The organism is Methylocaldum sp. GT1TLB (assembly GCF_051027445.1).
Lineage (GTDB): Bacteria > Pseudomonadota > Gammaproteobacteria > Methylococcales > Methylococcaceae > Methylocaldum.
Genome location: NZ_CP194898.1, coordinates 829,373 through 845,349, shown reverse-complemented (window position 1 = coordinate 845,349; position 15,977 = coordinate 829,373). Strand labels below are relative to the sequence as shown.

At 53.5% G+C, this 15,977-nt stretch carries 8 protein-coding genes; 6 read left to right on the top strand and 2 right to left on the bottom strand.

Annotated elements, in window-relative coordinates:
* Positions 1–114: 114 nt before the first annotated feature.
* Positions 115–2,193 carry a thioredoxin domain-containing protein gene (locus ACR2R1_RS03640; RefSeq protein ID WP_434112699.1) on the bottom strand — a complete coding sequence of 693 codons (2,079 nt, stop codon included), beginning with the start codon at positions 2,191–2,193 and terminating at the stop codon, positions 115–117.
* Positions 2,194–2,333: 140 nt separating this feature from the next.
* On the opposite strand from ACR2R1_RS03640, the gene ACR2R1_RS03635 reads away from it, so the two are divergent.
* Positions 2,334–3,428 (top strand): alpha/beta fold hydrolase, encoded by a 1,095-nt coding sequence (locus ACR2R1_RS03635; RefSeq protein WP_434112697.1) that lies wholly within the window; start codon positions 2,334–2,336, stop codon positions 3,426–3,428.
* 741 nt (positions 3,429–4,169) lie between these two features.
* Here the strand turns inward: ACR2R1_RS03635 and ACR2R1_RS03630 are convergent.
* Positions 4,170–8,237 (bottom strand): hypothetical protein, encoded by a 4,068-nt coding sequence (locus ACR2R1_RS03630; RefSeq protein WP_434112695.1) that lies wholly within the window; start codon positions 8,235–8,237, stop codon positions 4,170–4,172.
* A gap of 1,307 nt (positions 8,238–9,544) precedes the next feature.
* Here ACR2R1_RS03630 and ACR2R1_RS03625 point away from each other — a divergent pair.
* From ACR2R1_RS03625 to ACR2R1_RS03605, 5 genes are all read left to right on the top strand, one after another.
* Positions 9,545–10,342, top strand: a complete 798-nt coding sequence (locus ACR2R1_RS03625) for an ABC transporter permease (RefSeq protein WP_434112693.1) — start codon at positions 9,545–9,547, stop codon at positions 10,340–10,342.
* Complete coding sequence (locus ACR2R1_RS03620) at positions 10,332–11,717, top strand: ABC transporter ATP-binding protein (protein WP_156880861.1); 1,386 nt, start codon at positions 10,332–10,334, stop codon at positions 11,715–11,717. Before ACR2R1_RS03625 ends, ACR2R1_RS03620 begins: the two co-directional genes overlap by 11 nt.
* A gap of 155 nt (positions 11,718–11,872) precedes the next feature.
* A complete protein-coding gene (locus tag ACR2R1_RS03615; RefSeq protein ID WP_156880860.1) occupies positions 11,873–12,571 on the top strand; it encodes a class I SAM-dependent methyltransferase in 699 nt (232 codons plus the stop codon).
* 27 nt (positions 12,572–12,598) lie between these two features.
* On the top strand, positions 12,599–13,642 hold the full coding sequence (locus ACR2R1_RS03610; RefSeq protein ID WP_156880859.1) for a hypothetical protein: 1,044 nt from the start codon (positions 12,599–12,601) through the stop codon (positions 13,640–13,642).
* Positions 13,643–13,947: 305 nt separating this feature from the next.
* Positions 13,948–15,741: a glycosyltransferase family 2 protein gene (locus ACR2R1_RS03605; RefSeq protein ID WP_156880914.1), complete on the top strand. Its 1,794-nt coding sequence runs from the start codon at positions 13,948–13,950 to the stop codon at positions 15,739–15,741.
* Positions 15,742–15,977: the final 236 nt, after the last annotated feature.

Below are 15,977 nucleotides of genomic sequence, written 5' to 3'. Positions count from 1 at the left end.
GGAATCCTTTCCCGACGCAGCTTCCCGACATGCAACTCCGTCGGCAAGGGATCGCCGACCTACACAATGCTCGTCCACCAGCAAAAAACCATATCCGATTAGACCTAGCCCGCTCTATAACGTCGTCCTGATAGGCATTCTCAGAAAATCCCTGAACTCCGGCAAGGCGCGGATCGGTGCGAGGCATGTCATGCCCGAACACGCATAAGCAATTTCCCCCGTCTCCGCCTTGCGTTCGGCCAAAGTGCCGGACAAGGACTTTTCCTCGGCGGGTATCGCGAACACCAGGCGCTGCGCGCCGGCAGCCGGCGTATCACGGACCGCATCGATCCAAGGCCGAAAAGCTTCCGGCCTTCCTCGCAGCACGATGAATTGCGGCGGATATAGCCAATCCAGCATGGCATTCAGCAAGGCACCGTGGGCATGGGGATATTGGCGCACCGACGGCATCGCGGCCCGCAGCGTACGTTCAGCGGCTTCGGTGTAGCGGTACTCGCCCACCAAATGGCCGAGGCGCAGCAAGGCCAGCGCAGCAACGCCGTTACCCGAAGACATCGATTCGTCCATGAGCGTTTTCGGCCGCTGGATCAGTTCTTCGTGATCGTCCGAGGTGAAGAAAAATCCGCCTTGTTCCCGGTCTTCGAAACGGGCGAGAAGCTGGTCGGCCAGCTTCGAGAGCCAATCGAGGCGCTCCGTTCGCCACTCGCATTGCAGGAGTTCCAGACCGGCGTCGAGCAGAAACGCGTAGTCGTCCAAATACCCATTCAAATGGGCTCTGCCATCCTTGTAAGTCGCCAGCAGCCGGCTTTCCTCGACACATAGCTCCCGGCGCAGAAACTCGAAGGCCCGGTCCGCCGCGTCGATCCAATCCTTTCGCTCCAGCAACCGGCCGGCGGAAGCCAGTCCCTTGATCATCAAGCCGTTCCAGGCCGTCAGCACCTTGTCGTCGCGTCCCGGCCTGATCCGCTTTTCGCGAGCCTGGAATAGGGTAGCGCGCGCGGATGCCAGTCGGCGTTCGGCTTCCGCCTGATCGATGCTCAAGCGGGCGGCCACCTCCCGAAGCGGCATTTCCATGCGCAGATGCCAATGGCCCTCGAAATTGGGGCCTCGATCCAGACCATAATGGAGCTCCACGACGGCATGTTCCTCGGACGAAAGAAGGTCTTTTATTTCCGCCCGACTCCAAACGTAATACTTGCCTTCTTCGCCCTCGGAATCCGCGTCCAGACTCGAGTAGAAACCGCCTTCCGGCGATTGCATCTCTCGGACAGCCCATTCCGCCGTCTCCTCCGAGACCTTCCGGAACAAAGGATCTTGGGTCGCTCGCCAAGCCTCGGCATACAGAGCCAGAAAAACGCCGTTGTCGTACAGCATTTTCTCGAAATGGGGGATTTCCCAAGCGGCGTCTACCGAATAGCGGGCGAACCCGCCGCCGATGTGATCGTAAATCCCGCCTTCCGCCATCTTGGTAAGAGTCGTCGTCACCATGCGAAGAGCGGATGCATGCCCGTTCGGGTTCCGGCCCCATAAACGCAGCAGAAATTCGAGATTGGACAATTGGGGAAACTTCGGCGCATCGCCGAATCCGCCGTTGACGCTGTCGAAATTGGCTTCCAACTCGCGCTCCGCCCGGATAAGGACACCGGCATCCGGAGCTTCCGAGCCTTCTGCTTGTCTAATGGATTGCAGGATGTCGGCAAAAGATTTGCCGTGATCCTCGAGATCTTGTTTGTGTCGGCGATAGTATTCGGCAACCTGGGCCAGCAAGGAACGGAATGCCGGTAACTGATAGCGAGCGGTATTCGGGAAATAGGTGCCGCCGAAGAACGGTAACTGATTGTGCGGATTGAGAAACATGGTCAGCGGCCAGCCGCCGGGACGGCGGGCGATAATTTGATGCGCTAGCTGATAGATCTTGTCCAAATCCGGCCGTTCCTCGCGATCCACCTTGATGTTGACGAACAGCTCGTTCATCACCGCCGCGGTCGCCTCGTCCTCGAACGATTCATGAGCCATCACGTGGCACCAGTGGCAGGCCGAATACCCGATGGACAGCAAGATCGGTTTGTCTTCCTTGCGGGCTTTTTCGAGCGCCTCGTCGCCCCAAGGGTACCAGTCGACCGGATTGTCGGCATGTTGCAGCAAATAGGGACTGGTTTCGGAACTCAGACGGTTTCTGTGAATGGAGTCCATGAGACTGCACCTTTTCTGGCGCCGGGGTACGGCGGGTTAATTTTCATTTATAGGGACGGTTGCCACCGGTCCGTTATTCAGGCTTGTGGCAGGCTTTTACCTTAACACTAGTTTGACACTCGAACAGCGGAAGAATCATCGTGGCCACGACATCATTTCCCTCCTACGGAGAGCCACCTTTATTCGTTGCCCATCCGGCGAAGCGATCAAAGCGGACGTTTCCGTTCGCCACGCCATTCGACTTCATCGGGAATTTGCGGACGGCCGAGGGAGCGACCATCCGCTACGGTATCGCTCGCCCCGCCCATGCGTTGAAACGGGGATCCGTGCTGCTGCTTCAGGGCCGCGCCGAATGTCTGGAGAAATATCGCGAAATCGTCGAAGGCCTTACCGCAAGGGGCCTTTATGTTTATTCGTTCGACTGGCACGGACAGGGGATGTCGGACCGCTTCCCGAAAGGTCGGAAAAAAGTCGACGTGACATCCTTCGACGATTATCTGGAAGACATCGCCTTGTTCATCCGGGAAGTGTGGTGCGTTCCGGAAGCCAACCGATATGTCATCGCCCATTCCACCGGCGGGCATGTCGCCTTGCGGTTCATGGCCGAACGGCGCTTGAAAGTCGACGGCGCACTGCTTTGCGCGCCCATGATCGACCTCAAAACCAAGGGCTGGCCGCGCTGGTTCGCGCCCATACTGGTCGGCGCCGTCGCCGGCATGGGATTCGCGGACTTACAGGCCCCCGGGGAACGGCATCATCTCCCGTCATTGCGGCGGTTTGAAGGCAATGCCCTGACCAGCGATCCCGAACGCTTCCGGGTTTTGCCGGAACTCGTCAAATCCAATCCGCTGCTGGAGCGCCGCGGCGCGACGTATCGCTGGGTGCGTTCGGCATTCGCCTCGATCGCCAAGCTCAATGCTCGCGGAATCCCCGAGTCCATCGACGTGCCCGTGACCATCCTGATCGGCGACGACGACCGGATCGTCGATGCCGACGCGGCAAAACGCTTCGCGCGCCGACTGCCGAACGGACGGCTGCAGCTATTGAAAGGAGCACGCCACGAAATCATGATGGAAAGAAACGCGATCCTGAAGCGTTTCTGGCTGGCGGTGGACACTATGACCGAAAGGGGCCGGGCGGGGTTGCCAACTGTCCGCGGGGGCAATGGCATGGTGAAGAAGGTTCGTAATGCGTCCGCTAAGACGGACGTCCCGAAACCTGCCTGCCGATCGTAGGGTGGGTTAGGTGCGCGTCCATCCATCCGCGTGTCGCTCGGCGAGTCAGGCGCGCACCGTAACCCACCAAAGCGAAGCGGCAAGGCCATCGAACGTTGCTCCGGTGGGTTACGGCGCACGCGAAGCGCCGTGATCCACGGCCGGTCGACGCCGGAGTGCGCCTAACCCACCCTACGAAACCCCGGTCTTTCCTGGCTCCCAAGCTCTCGCTGCGGAGCCCTACCTCAGAGGCTCTAGCTTCAAGATATGGGGTCCCAAACAGGAGTTTAGAGCGTTTTCCGAGTCGGTGTAAGGGATTCGGATATGTAGGTCGGCAATCCCTTCCCAATCGCAAACGGCATCTCTGGGAGCGCCAGAGCTGCCCTTCCGACAAAGCCCTTCGCCGAGCCGATACGTCGGCAAGGGATTGCCGACCTACGTTCCCCCCTCCTGGCACGAATCCGTACACCGGGATGGAAAACGCTCTAAGTACATTCAGGGAAGTCTTGCGGCATAGGCAACCTGCAGGACAACCCCGCCAATCAAGCCAATCTGTCGAGATTCCGTAAATATTTGCGGAATGTACTTAGGACCCAGCGTAACCGTTCGAAGTAGGTCGGGAATCCTTTCCCGACAAGATGGTCCGCAAAGGATTGCCAACCTACGAATCAGACCAATTCCACGCCGCTATATGGCGGTGAAAAACGCTCTAAGGTTTCAGCCCCGTTCCCGGCAACTCGGAACCATAGGCAAATAGCTGTATCAACCAGGCTGTCCCGGTTCCCCCAGCTTCGCCGGCTCGGCTTTTTCCTTCTTTTTCCGCGGGCGCCATAAGCCTCCCGAGGCATAGCAATTCCATCCCCAGCGCAACCAATCCAGCAGCGCATAGGCCAGCCACAAGGCCCAGGCCAGCATCAGCATGCGATAAACCCAGAGGGGCGCCGACACGATCCAGGGACGGGGAAGCGCCGGGCCGCTGCGGTCCTGATACCAGTTCAACTCGTACGGACCGGAGCCGTTGCCGGCGATTTGCATGTCGGGCAGTCCCAGCAGTCCATGCCGAACCGCCTCCAGCAAAAGAGAGAGGGCGGCCAAGGTCAGAACGGCGAGTGCGACTTGGAGCAGGTTGAATCGGGTATCGTCCAGTCTTTGTCCGGCGCTCGCCCGCCATCCCAAGGCCAGCAGCCAGCCGGCCACGACGATGCCGCCGACCACCGGAATCTGGCTGAGGCCGATCAACAGCAGAAACCATTGCCAAGCCTTGACCGGCGTCAACGGCAGTTTTCCCAATGCCACCGAAAGCAATAGGATCACGATGAGCACGCCCCAGAACAACACCGCCGGACCGAAGCGCGGGCCGCCCGTCAGCAGCACCCAACGGTCCTGTCCCAGCGAAAAGGTAATCGCGCTGTTCACACTGGGGGCGCCGAGATCGATTTCGGGGGAGACCAGACGGCTACGAATCCCGGTTCCGTCGCGCCACACCAGAGTCGCGGTCTGTTCGCCCGGATGAATCGGCAGCGAAACCAGCCGTTCTTGCTGCCGGACCGGCTGCATCGCGCCGTCGATGGTCACGGATTGAAGTTCGGCATTCTCGGGAAGTTTTACCGTATGCTGCCCGCCCTGCGAGCTTCGCAGGCTAAGCGTCAGGGTGGCGTCCGTGGCATGCAGCCCTGGATTCAATTCCAACCGGCTGCGGTCTATGGTCAGCGTATTGCCGGGTACGCCTTGAGGCCTAGTCAAGTGAAGCGTAACGGATTCGCCGGGCCACGGATGCCATTCCGGCAGCCAGTTGCCTTCCTCGTCCTGGTGGTGGATGACCACGAGGCCTTCGGGACGCATGTGCCAGATCGGGCTGACGTCCGCGCGCCAGATCTCGATCCACTCGGTGGTCTCCGGAGCCGTTAGACCGATGGCAGGCCTCTTCGCCAGAACCGATTCCCAGCTGGTTGCATGCTGGCCCGGCAATAGATTGACCATTACCTTGCCGTCGTCGACTTGCAGTCCCGGCGTGACGACCGACTCTCCCTCGATGAGCGGAATGCCGACGACCACCGGACGATCCGGCGGCGAAGCCCGGCGCACCACCGTGACCACGCGCCAGTCCAAGCCGATTTTGAGCGTGCGCTCGACCTCCAGAAACGGCGGCAAAGGCCGGGATTCCAGCGCCGGCAGTGCCTCCGCGGGCCGGTCGCCGTTCGAGACCCGCACGAGCTGCAATTGAACGTCGGGAACGCCGTTTTCGCGAATGCCTTCGATCCGCCAGCCTTCGCCCGAGGCTTCTACTCGCCGTGGCTTGAGCGGCAGAGGGATTTGCATCTGATCGCGCGAGGGCAAGATTCCGGAAAGCGTGACGACATGACGGCCCGGCATCAGGGCCAGCCAGAGCGCGCCATCCCGGTTGCGGAACAACCCCTCCGCCTGCACGTTGTCGACCTCGACTTTCGAGGGCGTCCACTGTGCGGCGTTTACCGGCAAGGGCAGGGCGATCAGTTCCTGAGCGTGGACTTCCAGGGTTTGCCGCAACTGCGAGCCCTTGGCTTCGATTTTGAGCAACGGGATCTCGGCGCATTGCGGCAGGCAATCCGGAGGTGCGAGCAGGCGCGTCTTTAGTTCCTCCAGCAAAGCCGGATCGGGAAAATCCGCCTTGGCATCCGGTATGAACAAGAGCAAGGGAAGCAATAACAGCGGCATGGCCGCATGAGGGGCAAAGGGACGAAAACGTGGCCGTCCGCCCAGAAACAGCACGGCCAACGCGATCAACACCGTAATACGCAGAAAGTTCAGCAGCAAATTGACCGCCGGTGAGAGCAGCACCAGGCCGATTTCCTGATCGCGGAGAACGGGACCGCTCCAGCCGAGCGGAATCGATTTCCACTGCCATTCCGGGAGACCAGGACCAGTTTGGGTGATCGCATTGGGATCGGTCTCCTTGAAAGCTCTGCCGCCTAAATCCGCCGCGGACGGAGCAGCCGGAGGCGCGCCTCGCTTATACAGCTTCGACCGGGGTGCATACGACTCCATGGTTTGCGGCGCTTCCACGGGCTCTTCCGCCTGTCTTCGAAACTCGGAAGGGGCGGTCGTCGACGGCATCGCGATCCAGGGCTGTTCCAGTTGCGGATAAAGCGCGAATCGGGCCTGATCGACCATGAATGGGATGGCAATCAGAATCAGCGCCAGCACGGCCAGATTCCGGTAAATACGAACGGCCGAAGCGATCTTTCCTTCCGGCAAAACCATCAGCAAGGCCGCCGCCGCCAGAATGTTGAGCCAGACGTAACGCGGCGCGCCCGGCTCGTGCCAGAGGAGCGCCAGGGCAACCAACGTAAAGGCGGCATACGGCCAGGACCACAATCGCGCCACCGCCATGGCCGTGATAAGCACCACGAATAGATCCAGCAGCGTCCATTCCGCAACCCAGGTGCCCGGCGCGTGATCCACGCCGGTCGCGGCGAATAAACGCCATCCAGGAGGAAGATTGAGCTCTGCGCTCACGCTTCGGAAATCCTTGTCCCAGCCGGTCGCCGAGAGCGTTCGGATTCCGTCGATCCGGCTGTCGGCGGAAAGATCGACCGCCCCGCGCCGGACCTCGACGCCGACCGCGCCGGTTTCGTCCTCGCGCGTGATGGATTGCGGCTCCCCGTCGATAGCGACACGTCCCAGATCGACGCCCGGCCGAACATTCAGCCGCCAATCTCGGGTCATACGTCCGCCGACGAGATCGTTCACCGTATAGCCGCCACCGTCGAAATCCAGCCAGATGCGCCTGTGCAAGGTGAGGCTGTCGGGCTCCGGTTCCGGATCGCCGCGCCGTATGAGCTTAAGATTCATCGTGGCGCCGGATTCCATCCGGTAGGCAGGAAGCGACTTCCATTCATCCGGAAGATTGGTTTGGCGCGGATCGATGGCGGGAACGCCCTCGATTTCGACCACGCGCAATTGCGGCCGAGCGTCGAAAACCCAGATTTCCTCCGTAGGCCAGGGCTCGACGCCCGGCGGCCGGCGAAGCGACTCGACCGGCCCCGGAAAGCGGGCGCCGAGTTGTACGCTCCAATGGCCAGGACGAAGCTGCAAACGCAGCTTGCCGTCGGGCTCAAGGCGGGCGGGCAGGGGAGATGAAACCTGCGCGGGAATCGAATCGGGCGGCAGAGCCCCATCGAGAACGATCTCGCGCTGTCTGCCGGACACATCAAGATCGATATGCGTCACCACGCGCAGCGGGGTGTTGTCCATGATCCGCCGGTAAACCTGCACGTCGACGGTCTCGGCTCTCGCCGATGGCCCCGTATCGTCAGACGCCTCGCTGTAGATCCACAACTGTCCCTGTTGGTTGAAGGCAGGGAAGGGGACGGATTGCCCCTTGACGATCAAAGAAATGATGCCGGTGTCGGTGGGCACCGCGAGATTTTCCGGCAGGCGGTCCCAAACAAAGCTGCCCTTGACGGAGTGCTCTCCCGGAGTGAGGCGGATTCCGGGGCTATTTTCGACCGTTGCGACAACGGCCGGTTTTCCATCCACCTCCACCTGTTGCGGCCAATGCTCGACACCGCCCGGAAGCGGCAACCAGCTCTCCGCGTAAACGCGAGCCTTCAACGCGAACCGGCCGGCATGATCGTCCAAAACCAATTCGAGACTCGTCGGCCAAATGCAGCGCCGCTCTTCCGGATTACCCTGTACTTGCGGGCACGACCGATTTTCGTATCCATGCAATACCCAGTCGGTCCAGGGTTTGAGAGAATCGGGGACCGAATCCGCGGGCAGCGGATCGGCCAGGGCGATGACCGTGAACAGCAGAACAGGAAAGACCAGCAGCGCCGACCGACGAAACATCAGGGGATCTCCATCTGAGTTGATACGGGAAAGGCAGGGAAGAGATTAGCGTTTTAGCGTTGTAAAGGTAGTGTAACGGCTGAATTACGTCTATCGTCGAAAGTCATGGAGACGAAAGCGCAAGGCTTAATGGGATACGGCATAGTAACGATCTCGATGTCCTTGCTCATCAAACGCAAGGAAACACTCAAGACAGCGCATGTAACGGGTTCGCACCCGTGGCTGCGCTTATTCCGGTATCGTCCGTAGGAAATGACAATGTAATCTTTCTCAAGCGACTATTCCAAGGCGGAAAGCGACTCGGACGCAATTGGCCGATGTACGAATTTCCCGATCCTCACCGCCAAACTGAGGTAAAAAATGCTCTAGTACTACAGCCGCAGTTGTTCCGGCTTGTGCCGCTGAGAGTGATAGTAACAGGCACGAGCTTGATGGCGCCGCCGCCAAGCGGAACCAATGGATAAAGGCCGTCACCGGCGGCCCCTGCTGCCAGAGCAAGCCGGCGAGCAACCGTCTTAGTTCGGAGAGTGAGAGTGGGCCGATGAGCATGGATCGCCTTGGCTTCCCTTTTGGGTCAGGATCACCTCGACCGACTTCGAACTCCGAGATCGGGTGATGGCGAGCAGGGCGTGTGCCAAGAGGGACAAGGTGACGTGTCGGTACCATCCGGTCCAAGACAAAATTCGTAATGGTCAAGACCTATCTCGCCTTTCGCCCGTTCAAAACCGTCTTCAATCGTCCAGCGCTGTCCGGCGACGGACACGAGTTCGCCTAAAGAGGTGTCCACCGGACCAAAGGCCACGTAGTACGCGTACTTCAAAGAGGTCGTGATCTTACGGCGCACCAGGAACCAAGAGCCCCAATGTGTCGCCGTCCGAGGCTGGATCGGCCAGCTGGGCCCAGTCATCGAGGCGCGGTCCCTGCGTGCCCGCCCAGCGGTGCCCGCTTCCGCATACCCTTGCCGGTCATGACTGCCGCTCCTTAGAAGTCTTCAATCCCGAATCTGACTTCGCCTCCCATCAAAAGTGCGGCTGTAGTACTAAACTTCCAGCTTTTATTGGACCTTGGTTGACGTTGCTCAGAGAGCCTTTATAATCCCTTGTCCACTAATGCGCACAGAGCATTCTGTGCTGCTGTGCAGCACTGGAAGATTGAAAACAAGGGTGTGCTGCCCATCTTTAGCAAAGACTAATTTGATCGTCGCTATTGGATAAGCCCTAAACAAGGAATTACAGGGCCCTGCCTTAATTCTTCACTATTTTGATTTTCACTAACTAATAATGTGCCGAGAGCTTAAAACTTCACCGGTGGCTATCATCACAAGTTTCTGGCTTAATCGCCAGCTTATCTGGCAAATGACCAAACGCGATGTGATTGGGCGTTATCGCGGCTCCGTGATGGGGCTTTCTTGGTCTTTCTTTAATCCTATCCTTATGCTCGCGGTCTACACATTCGTCTTCAGCGTAGTATTTAAAGCGCGCTGGAGCGAAAGCGGCGAAAATAGTAAGACCGAGTTCGCTATTATTCTATTTGCTGGGCTAATCGTTCATGGCATGTTTGCGGAATGCGTTAACCGCGCGCCTGGACTTATACTAAGCAATGTAAACTATGTCAAAAAGGTCGTGTTTCCACTCGAAATTCTTCCGTGGGTTACGATGGGCTCGGCGTTATTTCATGCGGCAATAAATATCGTAGTCCTTTTAATTTTTTACGGAGTAATAAATTTTTCCCTAAATTGGACATTTGTTTTTTTGCCGCTTGTCTTAGCGCCGCTTATGCTAATCACGATGGGAGCTACATGGTTTTTGGCTGCCACCGGCGTCTATCTACGTGACATCGGGCAAACTACTGGCATCATCACTGCCATCATGATGTTTCTTTCGCCAGTGTTCTACCCCATATCCGCCTTACCGGAGATTTATCAGCGTTGGCTGCATTTGAATCCATTGACTTTTATTATCGAACAAACGCGAAACGTGTTGATATGGGGTAGGACTCCCGATATGAAGGGAATTGGGTTGTACGCGGTGGTGAGCCTGATGGTCGCCTGGATAGGGTATATTTGGTTTCAAAAAACGCGCCGGGGTTTTGCCGATGTCCTTTGATGAAATCGCTATTCGCGTAAGTAATCTTGGTAAATGCTATCAGATTTATGACCGTCCACAGGATCGGCTCAAGCAGTCCATCATCCCTCGCTTACAGAGGCTCGTTAGATCTACGCCTAAAACGTATTTTAGGGAGTTCTGGGCACTAAAGAACGTCTCCTTTGAAATCAAGAAGGGCGAAACGGTTGGGATCATCGGTCGCAACGGCAGCGGAAAATCCACCCTCCTGCAAATGATTTGCGGCACTCTCACACCCACCTGCGGCTCGGTAGAAGTGAAAGGGCGAGTGGCTGCTCTGCTCGAACTAGGCGCCGGCTTTAATCCCGAGTTTACCGGGCGCGAAAACGTATACATGAATGGGGTGGTGTTAGGTCTGAGCAGGGAGGAAATAAACGAGCGGTTTGACGATATTGTGGCATTCGCGGAAATTGGCGATTTTATCGAGCAGCCGGTAAAAATTTATTCTAGCGGTATGTTCATGCGGCTTGCTTTTGCCGTTATCGCTCATGTAGATGCCGACATACTGGTAATTGACGAAGCATTATCGGTAGGAGATGCTTTTTTTACTCAAAAATGTATGCGATTTTTACGTCGATTTCAGCAATCTGGGACAATTCTATTTGTAAGTCATGATACGGGCGCGGTGACCAATCTATGTGACCGAGCCGTTTGGATGGTCAATGGCTCAACTGAATGTGACGGGCCAGCGAAAGAAGTGTGCGAACAATATTTTGCAGCTCGTTATGAAGAAGAGAGGGGAGACAGATTCAAGACTAAGGCATCGGAAGTCCGGGTAACCGCTTCAACGTCTATTAAACAAGAACAAACTATGTCGAGATCGACCATCGGTACTAACATACGTGAGGCTCCAAAAACCGCACAAGTATTGGAAACCTTCGGTTTCAATTTAGAATCCCTTGGATTCGGAACCGGCGACGCAACAATCGTCTCTGTAGACTTTCTTGACAGCGCAGGCGCTCCTCTTACATGGATAGAGGGTGGCGAGGATGTTAAAGTTGTTATTCGGGCCTTGTGCAACAGGGATATCGAGTCTCCTATCATAGGCTTCATACTAAAAGATCGCTTAGGGCAGCCGCTCATAGGTGATAATACATTTCTGAAATATCAAGCCAATCCTGTTGATGTACATAAGGGGGAAATGGTGGAAGCGTGTTTTCAATTCACACTCCCCTTGCTTGCGAGCGGTAATTACTCCATTTGTGCAGCTATTGCATCCGGAACTCTCACATCCCACGTCCAACATCACTGGATTCATGATGCGTTAATGTTCACCGTTCATGCAAGCACCGTTACTGGAGTGATCGTTGGAATCCCTATGAAATCCATCACTCTCGCCACTGTCCCAGTAGACTAACCCAGTTACGTGGCGATCCATAACCGTAGCACATCTTGAATTACGAATATGGGCGTGGAAATGACATCATCAGGTATTCTGCCAGAAATTTTTGCTGCTTCAGGCCTGGGTCAAATTTAATATAACTATCACAAGCTGTTTTGGAAGCAATTCTTATGATTTTACCAAACTCCGAAAAAATAATTTTTAACGAGGGCGAGCGTTTAATTCCAGGTAGGACTCATGACCTCCAGGAGGTCATACGACATAAGAGCAGCTACGGCTTTTTTAAGCGGATTATCGAGCAGGACCTAAGCAACAAACTAGTGAGACTTCCTCTAAGGATACTCGATTACGGTTGCGGAGTAGGTCATGGATGTGCCTTGCTCGCAGGGATTCCCGGAGCCTATGTTGTGGGCGTTGATGTATCTTTGGATTGTATAGCTTACGCAAAACGTCATTATGGAAGAGCGAACATCGACTATCACTTCATTGCAGTAGACTTTATGGAGTCGATGCCCAAATTTGACTATATCGTTTCACGAGGAGTGATAGAGCATATTCCAAATGGTCTGGAACTTGTCGTCAACGCACGTTGGGGTAGCAGATTGATTTTTAACGTGCCGTACAACGAGCCGCCGGGAAATCCGCACCACGTTCTCCTGGGAATAACAGAAAAAGATTTTGCGCCATTCAAAGATGCTGAACTCTTTTACGAAGATCTCGACGGAGTGACATACGATAGTAACACAAAACCACCGAGTCCAAATATGATTACCTGCGTTTGTAGCCACCCGTCTTTACCTCGCATCGAGAGCATGGGACTTCCGTTTCCCCTTCCTGCATGGGGCGAAAATACTAGCGAAAAATACTAAAACACCTCAAAGGAAAGAACAAGACTAATGACTATTTATTGGTACAAAAAGAACGAGTTAGCGGACTCTGTGAGACATCGTATCGCAACAGTTTCAACGGTTTTAGACATCGGCTGCGGCATACGGCCACAAACTTATACCAACCCGCTGGTACACATTTGTTGTGACCCATTCGAGCAGTATGTCGATTATCTCGAGAAATGGACAGAAACAGAAATGGTTGGGATTTTTCTGCCCGTCAAGGCCGGCTGGAAAGAGATCGCGGAGCAGGTTCCTCCAAAGTCTGTGGATACGGTCTTTCTTTTGGACGTTATCGAACATTTGGAGAAAGAGGAAGGATCTCGTTTGTTGAGACTTACCGAGAAAATAGCAAGGCGTCAGGTTATTATATTCACTCCACTGGGATTTCTTCCTCAAGAGCACAGCGGGGCTAAGGATGCTTGGGGATTAGATGGTGCGGATTATCAGGCACACAGATCGGGATGGTTGCCAGATTTGGACTTCGATGAAACATGGGAAATTCATGCGAGTAGAGAATTTCATTACATTGATAATAATGGCAATCCTTTTGATAAACCATATGGAGCTTTCTGGGCGATCAAAACGCTTCCTTTCGATGATAGCAGTAAAGAGGAGTCAAGTGCGTTATATGACGTTAACAGTATATTAATTAGTCTTGGAGAAGCGCCAATTCCTACAGAAAAATTGTTATCTGTAGCGCTTAATCGGTGCCGAAGCGCTGCGGTCAAATACAATGAGGCGGCGTTAGAAAAAGAACGCTCCATTTCTGAATATAGCCGGGTTCTAGCGGAATTGGATACAGCCTGGAAGCAGGCTAGTGAAACCAAAGTCGAGTTAGAGAATGAATTATACAAAACGAAAGAGCATCTGAGCCAGATCACAGCTGAAGCGCAATCCTTACTGCAAGCGTATAACAAGCTCACACGCGACTGTGAGAGAGTCAAGGCCTTAGCTATTTATAGAATCTGGCGCAAAATTTTGACGTATCCTGGATTTGTAAAGATAGCTAAAGGGTTATCTTCATTACTCTGGTTTAAGGTTAATAAATAATATTGAGCTTAGACAGGGAGGCGTTTAAGGTAAAGTAGTGTATCCTATCGTTCGGATTTTCAAATGCTTTTTAATTTGTAAGTGCTCTTGAGGAGAAAACATCCAATTGCGTAAGTATTTGTAAGAATCAAGAAATCCTCTTCATTATTTTCTGCCTACCCTTTTTATCCTATTGGCTTATTAATGCGTTTTGGATCATGTTCTCCATGGTTTGCGGTAGAGATGTATTGTTGCGAAATTTGCTCGCTATATCTAGGTCTAGATAGCCTTTTTCCGGAAAAGTGAGATTTACGGAGAGTATCTTGATGCTTGCATTACCTAAAGTCTCCATTATCATTCCTGTCTATAATGGATCTGACTATGTATCAGAGGCCATTGATAGTGCGTTGGCACAGACCTATCCGAACATTGAAGTGCTCGTAATCAACGATGGTTCGAATGATCAAGGAAAGACCGAAAACATTCTTAAATCCTACGGGTCTCGGCTCCGATACATAAGCAAATCAAACGGTGGCTGCGCGTCTGCTCTAAATGAAGGTATTAGGCAGATGACAGGCCAATATTTTTCGTGGCTAAGTCACGATGATGTCTATTATCCCGATAAGATCGCACGCCAGATGGAGTATCTAGGTAAATGCCAGTCGAAGGACATTATTCTCTACGGTGGTTACGAACTCATAAATGAGAGTTCCTGTTTGATCGGTTTAGTAAGGCCAGATTCTCTATATAGCATTGAAAAACTAAACATTCCACTTTTTCCAGTGGTGAGAGGCCTAATTCATGGTTGCTCGCTTCTGGTGCCGAGACACTGTTTTGATACTACTGGTCTTTTCGACGAAAACTTGAAAACCACCCAAGACTATGCGCTTTGGTTTAAGATGTTTAGAAATTATCAGGTGCATTTTTTGCCTGATATTCTCATTAAGTCGCGCATTCACCCAGGGCAGGGAACGCACACGATATCTGGTCACTTGGAAGAGTGTAATCAATTGTGGATTTCATTTTTGGATTCGGTAAGCCTGGACGAAATGTGCACCATGGAGGGAACACCTTACCTCTTTTATATTCGTACAGCTGAGTTTTTGAAGGACACTCCATATTTAACAGCTCAGGAGTACGCACGATGGCTCGCCAAGAACGAGTTACAGAAGAAAAAGATCAGTGTGGTTATTCCGTTTTATAACAGGATCGAATGGACATTAGAGGCGATCAATAGTGTTTTTAAACAAACGCATACTAACTTCGAAGTCATTATTATCGATGATGGCTCAACAGAAAGCGTGGACAGAATTGTAGAATTATGCCAAAGCGACTCGCGAGCGCATTATAAATTACAAAATAACAACGGGCCAGCGGCTGCGAGAAACCTAGGCATACAGCTGGCCACTGGTGATTACATTGCGTTTCTCGATTCCGATGACACATTCCACCCTGAAAAGCTCGAACGGCAACTTGAGCTTATGGAGCTAAATCGGAGCAAATTTTCGCATACCTCTTACGAAAGGATGTTCGCGGATGGCAGATCTGGTGAAGTCGTGAATTCCGGGCGCTTGACGGGCGGTGTATTCCCGCAACTAATATCTTGTTGTCCTATCGCTACTCCTACAGTGATACTCAGTAAGGACGCCATAAAAGGGAAATGCTTTAATGAAGGGTTCGCGTACGGAGAGGACGTTTGCTTGTGGATTGAAATTTCCGAAAGCTATGAGGTTTTAGGAATCGACGAATGTTTAACAAGAGTTAGGATCGGCGATTCCACCGCAGCACTAAATATAGACAAGCAAAAAATTGGGATCATTAATCAGCTATTTTTCTTAATCAATCATCCAAGATTTGGCAGATTTCATGACGAAATTAGTCAGTTGATTTTTGCTCTAGGCAGTTTTTATGGAATTCCAGGTCGTCTCAGCAACACGAGTGAACCGTCACAAGTTTCTCGAAGAAATTTTAAGAGTCGCATTTCACAGTTTATTAGCAAGAACAATCTCTATTCTAGAATATATCGGAATGCCCGTAGAGTTGTGCGGTCGCTAGGTAGGGATGGTCTTAACGTTACTTTACGCAAGATTTATAGGGGGCTTTTTTCCGGAGCTATTTGAGGCTGTGAATATATCTTTGCTTGACTCTAATGTATTTAGCTCTTGGATCTCTGGTCGAGAGTAATTGTGGTTTATTGGATCTTGATCTATTTGAGTGATATTGGATTGCTGCAATCGGTGCATATTTTGCGTAAACGTGAAACGGTGTCAGTTCTTGTAATCTCTTAGCACTAAACGGGCTCTGCCTTTTCAAAAAACTTCGGTGACACATGGTTTCTGGGCAGTAACTCTGATCG

Excerpts from the sequence above, each read along its gene's own strand:
- ACR2R1_RS03605 (WP_156880914.1), top strand. The coding sequence starts at position 13,948 with ATGCTTGCATTACCTAAAGTCTCCATTATCATTCCTGTCTATAATGGA.
- ACR2R1_RS03640 (WP_434112699.1), bottom strand. The coding sequence starts at position 2,193 with ATGGACTCCATTCACAGAAACCGTCTGAGTTCCGAAACCAGTCCCTAT.
- ACR2R1_RS03610 (WP_156880859.1), top strand. The coding sequence starts at position 12,599 with ATGACTATTTATTGGTACAAAAAGAACGAGTTAGCGGACTCTGTGAGA.
- ACR2R1_RS03620 (WP_156880861.1), top strand. The coding sequence starts at position 10,332 with ATGTCCTTTGATGAAATCGCTATTCGCGTAAGTAATCTTGGTAAATGC.
- ACR2R1_RS03630 (WP_434112695.1), bottom strand. The coding sequence starts at position 8,237 with ATGTTTCGTCGGTCGGCGCTGCTGGTCTTTCCTGTTCTGCTGTTCACG.
- ACR2R1_RS03615 (WP_156880860.1), top strand. The coding sequence starts at position 11,873 with ATGATTTTACCAAACTCCGAAAAAATAATTTTTAACGAGGGCGAGCGT.